Origin of the sequence: Devosia sp., assembly GCF_036676215.1 — a bacterium.
GTDB lineage: Bacteria > Pseudomonadota > Alphaproteobacteria > Rhizobiales > Devosiaceae > Devosia.
In genome coordinates, this window is sequence record NZ_JAKFDJ010000152.1 from 1 (window position 1) to 5,452 (window position 5,452).

The 5,452-nt window shown below is 62.8% G+C and carries 6 protein-coding genes and 1 tRNA gene; 4 read left to right on the forward strand and 3 right to left on the reverse strand.

All coding sequences use genetic code 11. The features are described 5' to 3' along the window. Positions 1 to 170 precede the first annotated feature (170 nt). Positions 171 to 247 (forward strand) — tRNA-Arg (locus V6M52_RS13030). Positions 248 to 425: 178 nt separating this feature from the next. On the opposite strand, the gene V6M52_RS13035 is transcribed toward V6M52_RS13030, so the two are convergent. From V6M52_RS13035 to V6M52_RS13045, 3 genes are all read right to left on the reverse strand, one after another. After that, a complete protein-coding gene (locus tag V6M52_RS13035; RefSeq protein WP_332701333.1) occupies positions 426 to 1,436 on the reverse strand; it encodes a DUF2806 domain-containing protein in 1,011 nt (336 codons plus the stop codon). A 109-nt stretch (positions 1,437 to 1,545) separates the two neighbouring features. Further along, positions 1,546 to 2,187, reverse strand: coding sequence for a ThuA domain-containing protein (locus V6M52_RS13040; RefSeq protein ID WP_332701334.1), 642 nt, complete (start codon positions 2,185 to 2,187; stop codon positions 1,546 to 1,548). A 52-nt stretch (positions 2,188 to 2,239) separates the two neighbouring features. Further along, positions 2,240 to 3,451 carry an ROK family transcriptional regulator gene (locus tag V6M52_RS13045; RefSeq protein ID WP_332685873.1) on the reverse strand — a complete coding sequence of 404 codons (1,212 nt, stop codon included), beginning with the start codon at positions 3,449 to 3,451 and terminating at the stop codon, positions 2,240 to 2,242. 210 nt (positions 3,452 to 3,661) lie between these two features. Here V6M52_RS13045 and V6M52_RS13050 point away from each other — a divergent pair, with 210 nt between their 5' ends. The 3 genes from V6M52_RS13050 to V6M52_RS13060 all read left to right on the forward strand — a co-directional run bounded on the left by V6M52_RS13050 (position 3,662) and on the right by V6M52_RS13060 (position 5,452). Then, the gene (locus tag V6M52_RS13050; protein WP_332701335.1) at positions 3,662 to 4,156 is read left to right on the forward strand and encodes a CAP domain-containing protein; all 495 of its coding nucleotides are present in this window, start codon (positions 3,662 to 3,664) and stop codon (positions 4,154 to 4,156) included. Beyond that, complete coding sequence (locus tag V6M52_RS13055; RefSeq protein WP_332701336.1) at positions 4,146 to 4,373, forward strand: sulfurtransferase TusA family protein; 228 nt, start codon at positions 4,146 to 4,148, stop codon at positions 4,371 to 4,373. The genes V6M52_RS13050 and V6M52_RS13055 overlap by 11 nt, the downstream gene beginning before the upstream one ends. 89 nt (positions 4,374 to 4,462) lie before the next feature. Beyond that, complete coding sequence (locus tag V6M52_RS13060) at positions 4,463 to 5,452, forward strand: hypothetical protein (protein WP_332701337.1); 990 nt, start codon at positions 4,463 to 4,465, stop codon at positions 5,450 to 5,452.

Genomic DNA, 5,452 nt, shown 5'->3' on the forward strand with positions numbered 1-5,452 from the left:
GTGGGGGTGTTTAGCCCAAATATCCGGGCTCGCCACCCCCTCCCAGCCTCCCCCATCATGGGGGAGGTGCCGCTCCACTCTTGCGGCACGATCGGGTCACAACGACCAATCAGGCAACGTCATTTCCCAACCTTGTAAGCACCGAACCGAACTGGTATTTCGGGACCCGTGGTCTCGTAGCTCAGCAGGATAGAGCACCGGATTCCTAATCCGGGGGTCGTGGGTTCGAATCCCGCCGAGATCACCACTTACGCAGGTCAGTCTGTCATATTTGTCCAATTGTCTGGAGCAGCGTGACCTCGATCACGACGGCCCTCCGTTCAACGTAGCTTTCCGCCATCAGCCCCACCTGCTTCACAGCGGGAACCAGTTCCGGACCTAACGGCTTCAGCTTCGCCGCGGCGCTGGCGAACACGCCGCGCGATTCAGAGCGATTTGTCTTGAACCCACGTATCCTCGCCCCGGTGCCTCCAACCTTCAGCCTCGGGTATGCTCTCTCGTAGCTTGCTTAAGAGCGCCCCGAAGGCCTCCTCCTGTCGATCCTTCAGTATTGAGGCCAACGCAAAGCCTTCATTGGTGAGAACTTCCACTGAAAGGGTTGCTTTGCTGCGACCAGTTAAAGCAGACCCCAGTGCAGCGCTTTTCCTAGATACTATCTCACTCTCAGAGAGCGGTATCGCTATCGCAAACGCCCCGGCGGTCGCAAACATTCGTTTTGAACCGTCGGGAAGTGAAATCTCACGCATTTGGCGCGACAGGCCCAAACTTGAGTCAGTAAGCAGCCCAGCGCCCACGAGTTGTGAGCTTTCTGAAAAAGTCAGCTCGCCGGCCAACGCCTCCATGATGTTCAAGCCAATACGAGCGCCATTAATTCGTTCAAACAGAGCAGCAGTTTCTGGACTCAGTTCGTCGACGATCCTCATTACCTTGTTGCTGACTGTTCCCGGCTTCCTGATCTCGGCCGCCAATACCCTGCCCCATTTGTGGCGCAGCGTTTCAGTCGAAGCGTCTCTTGCGTAGGACTCCATTCGGTCAAGAACCTCTGGAGCGACGGTCTCTTGTCCTGACGAATTCTGCGCATCAGTCGGCGGCTCATTTCGCAGATCCTCTGCGGCCTCCCTTAGAACACCCTGCAAGTTTTCCTGCTTCTGGGCTGCCTTTCCGAAATGATGCTCAATTAAGCCCTGAGCAGTGCCAGGGTCGACATCCATCTGCTCGATCACTTTCCGCGCCGCCGCAGCTATGATTTGCTGCTCGCCTACGCTCTCAGCCTCAATACGCGCAGCGTCGCGCTCGTTCTGCGCTATTGATCGACCGAAAAACGACCCTCCCCATCGATCGAAAGCAGACAGAAATCGGCTCTTGGCGTTCAGCTTCACACCACTCGATGTAAGCTCAACTCCGATACTGAGCTCATTATCGTCCTTGTCAGCCATGGCACCCCCACTAAGAAACTAGGATGAGGCGGAACACCACCTAGATCAAGCGGTGACTCCGTGGATCCTCCTTGGCGACCATCGCTTAGGCCCAACGCCATAAGCCCCCTCACCGCGCCGCCCAGTTCACCCCTCTGCGCAAAATCGTCGCCATTTCCGGCACGGCAAACTCCGCCGAGACATGCCCGAGCGCCGAATAGAACACCCTTCCCTTGCCATGCTTGCGCTTCCACACCACGGGCATGGTGACGCCGTCGATCCAGCTGGCGTGCTCGCCGGTAAAGGTCGTGGTCGCCAGCACCTCGTTGGAGGGGTCGACATGCATGTAATATTGCTCGGAGCGGTAGGGGAAGCTGCTGACCCCAGCCATGATCGGATCGTCCGGCCTGGTGACATCGACGCGGTAGTCGATGATATCGCCCGGGTGGGCTACCCACTGGCCGCCCACCATGAACTGGTAATCCACCGCATCGCGGAAGGCGTCGGCCATGCCGCCGTGGTGACCAGCGAGGCCCACCCCGTTTTCAACCGCCTTGGTGAGGTTGCTGACCTCTTCCTTTTCGATCTTGCTCATGGTGAAGATCGGGATGATCAGGCTGAGATCGTGGATCGACGGGTCGGCAAAGGCTTCGGTCGTGTCCTCGACATAGACCTTGAAGCCATCTTCCTCGAGCCAGCTCTTGTAGATTTTGGCGCATTGCTCGGGCTCGTGGCCGCTCCAGCCGCCCCAGACGATGAGTGCTTCCCGCATTTGCTTCTCCTCACGCGATAGGACCGGCGCCATTCGGCATCCGGCCGACAGATTATTGTGGCGCCCGCCGCACCGGGCCGGTGGTGCCCCAGGGTGAGCCATAAAGTTCGCCCAAAGCCACAGCCGCGGCGCCGCGCGCCCACAGCTCGTCGCCCGAATCGTCGATGACGATTTCGGCCAGAGTGGTCAACGGCGCCGGAATGGCATTGGCAAAGGCGCGCCGCAGCGGCGCCAGCAGATGCTCGCCCAGGGCCAGGGTGGATCCGACAAGAATGACGCGCGGCGGCGCGAACAAAGCCACCAGATTGGCAATGGCAATGCCCAGTGCGGCGCCGGCGCGGGCGGCCGCCACGCGCAGGCCCTCGTCGCCGGCATCGACCAACTGGCGCACTTGCGCCATGCCCTGGCCCAGCCGCACCGCCTCGCTGATGCGCTGGTCGGCCTGGCTCGACTGCAGGATCACCTGCTGGCTGGCCAGATCGGCCAGCTTGACCGCATTGTCGTCGCCGGCCCCCATGATCATGTCGCCCAGCGTCAGGCTCAGCCCATGCGCGCCGCGGAACAATTGCCCGCCATGCATGACGCCCAGACCCAAAGTTTCCTCGACCGCCACCAGCACGAAATCGTCGAGATCGCGCGCCCGGCCGAACCAGTGCTGCGCCATGGTGATGGCATTGGCATCGCTCTCGATGATGGTATCGATCCCCATGCGGGTGGCGATGGCGTGCTTGAGCGACACATCGGGATCGCGCAACACGCCGCTGGCCAGCACCTTGCCGGTGCCATGCTCGACAATGCCCGGCAGCGACAGCGCGATGGTCTTGATCTGGCTCAGCCCCAGCCCCGCATCGAGCACGCAGCGGCGCACGCCATCTTCGACGAGATCGGCAATGACCTCGGCGGGAAGCCGATCAACGCGCACCGGCAGCGTCAGGCTGGCTAGCACGTCGCCCTGGAAATTGGTGGCGACAAAGACGATGCGATTGGCCGCCAGCTTTGCCCCCACCACCCAGGCCGCCTGCGGATTGAGCGCCAGCATGACGCGCGGCCGCCCCCTCAGGGTCTGGCTGCGGATATCGCCCTCGTGGCGCACCGTGATCAGCCCGTCATCGAGCAGCGCGGCGGTAATGGCCGAGACCGTGGTGGCCGAGAGGTCGGTGCGTTCGCCGATCTCCACGCGAGCGATGGCGCCGTGGCGCCTTATCGTGTCAAGCACATGGAAGCGGTTGATGGCCCGCATCAATTCGGGGTCGGCAGTCTTCATGAAGGATGCGAGGCTCGCTGGGGAGGTCCGATTTAAATCGGGATGCAAAATTAACTGTTCCGTCTTGTAATCGCCCGCCGGGGCGCAGCGCAAGGCGAAATCGCGCCGCGTTAAGGCCATGGCAGGCCTATGGCACTAACATGGGCCAACCATCTTTTGGCCTTGCTGGCCCCCTATGCGGCCCCACCGCTGTTTTTCCGAGGATTTTCCATGACCGTTTTGCGCCCCTTCAAGCCGGCCATCCTGCCCCTCGCCGCCGTTTTGGCCGGCCTCACCCTCGCCGCCTGCAGCATGGGTGGCGGTGGCGGCAGCGGCACCGCCATCGCTTTGGCGCCAGGCCTGTCGGCACGCATGGACCAGCCGGGCGCCGGTCTCGACCGCGCCCAGGCCATCTCAATAGTCAATGCCTATCGCGCCACCAATGGCCTGCCGGCGCTGACCCCCGACGCGGCGCTCGACGGCACCGCCCAGGCCCTGGCCAACCAATATGCCCAGACCGGCACGCCGCCCAAGACCCCGCAGGGCCTGACGGTGATGAAGCTCAGTGCAGGCTACGCCACCTTTGCCGAGACCTTTTCGGGCTGGCGCAACAACCCCGCCGACGCCGCGGGCCTCCGCGCCAGTGCCGCCAAGGCGGGCGTCGCCGTCGCCTTCAACCCCACCTCGAGCTATGGCGTGCACTGGGTTCTCGTCCTTGGCAACTGAGCCTGACATCATCGACGCCCGCGGGCTCAAATGCCCGCTGCCGGTGCTAAAAATGGAAAAGCGCCTGGCGGCAATGCCGCCCGGCGCGACACTGATCGTGCTGGCCACCGACCCGATGGCGAAAATCGACATCCCGCTGCACTGCCAGCAGCACGGACACGCCCATAGGCTCGCCACCGAGGGCGAGGCGATGCGGTTCGAGATCATCAAGGGGTGACAGCGCCCCGCTCTATGGGGTGAAATGGGCCTGCAATGCCCGGGGAGTCAGCAAGCCTGCTCTTTGGGGTGACAGCAATGGAGGTCCAGATGACACTTTCAAGGCCCGTGGCCGCGGTTTTTCGAGCCTTGCTGGTCGCCGGCCTGATGGTTCCACTGGGCGCGACGGCCGAGGAAAATCTGGGCTGGCACGGCGACACCACCGAAGACGGGGCGACGCTGTTCTATGGCATCCCGCAATCGGGCTATGGCCAGCTTTCCTTCTCATGCCAAGCCGGCAGCGACACCGTCACCTTCGCCTTTTTCTTCGAGCCGGTGATGGCCAATGACGGTGTCGAGGTCGTGGTCCTTCTGCAGGCCGGCGACATCGAAGTGCCGATCCGCACGACCGGCGCGCGCATGCTGATGGACGATCAGTTCGTGCTCGAGGGACAGACCGTTCTCGACGCACGCCTTGCCGACCTGCTCACGTCGCGTGGCACCCTCCTCGTATTCGTCGAGGACGGCGCGGAGGAATATCCGCTGGACGGAGCCAGAGAGGCGGCAGCCGCGCTGATCGAAACCTGCGGGCCGGGTGCAGCAACGGCGGCGATCGACATCTGTGAGGTCGACGCATGGGTGCAGGGCGACAAGCCCAAGGCACTGGTCATCCGCGATGGACCGGCCAGCGAAAACGGGGTGATCGGTCACCTACCGGAGCCCTATCAGGCCTATGGCGAGACATTCTTTACCGCCGTCAGGATCACCGGCGCCAGGGATGGCTGGTTCCGCATCGACCAGGCCGTCACCCATCTCTACGGCGATGACATCGAGCCGGAGGTGGCATTCGAGGGAGAGGGCTGGGTACCCGGCCACGTGCTGCGGCTCGATGTGGAAAGCCCCGTCCTCTACGCGCATCCGGCACGCGATGCGCCAGTCGCCATGAATTTCGATAATGGCGGCGGCGTCGATGGCTTCATCGTCGACGGACTTCACGCCTGTCGCGGTCGATGGGTCGAGGTGGAAGGGGTCTATGCCGGCAACATGGAACGCGGCTGGTCGGATGATACCTGTGCGAGCCAGATAACCACCTGCCCGTGA